This is a genomic window from Paenibacillus sp. HB172176, from assembly GCF_011947265.1.
In the GTDB taxonomy this organism is placed as follows: domain Bacteria; phylum Bacillota; class Bacilli; order Paenibacillales; family Paenibacillaceae; genus Pristimantibacillus.
The window spans coordinates 1-1,210 of record NZ_JAATHD010000073.1; the positions used below are offsets into that span (position 1 = coordinate 1).

Here is a 1,210-nt window from a genome sequence, read left to right on the forward strand (position 1 = left end):
TCCGGCGTAGGAACCGTAAGGATATCACAGATTCGCTTGATTGGGTTGTTTTACCATGTGTCCATTTTTTGACGAGAACTTTTCACTGTCCAGTTATCTACAAAATCCTTATATTCACTTTGCATTACAATTCTATTTATAACTTTTTCCAATATCATATAGACTCCTCCTAGAATGTAACAACTTCTTTCGGTTAACGTTTTCGTATTCACGAACCTTCACTGCCTTAAGTGACCGGAGGGAACGGCCGTGACACGGTTAGGCAGTGCAAGGTTGTCCTGCTGAATAGGCTTCCATGCTACTGAATCATCTTCTTCGAAACCACTTTTTCCTACTTCGGCCGGACCAAGGAGCGATAGTGACGCAGCGTGAATACGAAGTTATAGGATGTCAGCGCCTTCTTCGAAATAACTACACAATTTAACTATCGATTCTCGTTAGCTAACTAAGAAATTGTTCACCCAGATAAATATACCTTCTGACCGACTTGAATTTGCCCAGTCTTTTTTACGGAAGCGTATACGCCAAAGTTTAAATTCACCTGCTCATTTACTTTCTTCAACAGAGAAATATCTCGTTCAAGTGTAACAGGATCAATTGTAATTATTGAACAGCGCTCACATAATGCTTCAACTTGCAGCTCAGCTCCTCCAATTAAAACTCGCTTTCCTATCCAACGGCTTTCATTGAATGCATCTTCATCTATCGAAACCATTAGGTTTGCTCTAAATCTTTGTTGATCTAAGTTTTCCCCCCATATTCTTTCCAGTTTGCGTAATGAAGAATCTGTAATTATAAGAACACTAGCTAAGTCAACAGACATAAGGTTTGGACTTTCTGGGTTCGGCGCTTTATAGCTCGACATTGAGATTTTCGTACTAGAGTATCTTTGAATTTCGACTAATAACTCTTCATTCCAGCAGAAACTTTGTCCATTGGGTGATGTAACACTAACTCCGTCATCAACTAGTTGAGCCGAATAACTAAGCATATGTGGGATATCTCTAGCAGTGATAAATCTATCCCAACCTACCTTTGTTTCATCGTAAAAAGTACAAAATCGGTCGCCAAATAATCCATATGTATCTACAAAACAACTTTCTATATAAGTTGAATTAAAGTCCTTAGCAAACCAAGGCAAGGAAAAATGAACCATTTGTCGAATAAGAAATAGATAAAGAAACGGACAAGTGGGGAACGGCATGGAAAA

The 1,210-nt window shown here is 38.8% G+C and carries 1 protein-coding gene; it reads right to left on the bottom strand.

Going from position 1 to position 1,210, the window contains the following annotated elements:
• Nucleotides 1–457: 457 nt before the first annotated feature.
• On the bottom strand, nt 458–1,210 hold a 753-nt coding region (locus HFP08_RS28800), incomplete at its 5' end, for an MOSC domain-containing protein (protein WP_168124076.1).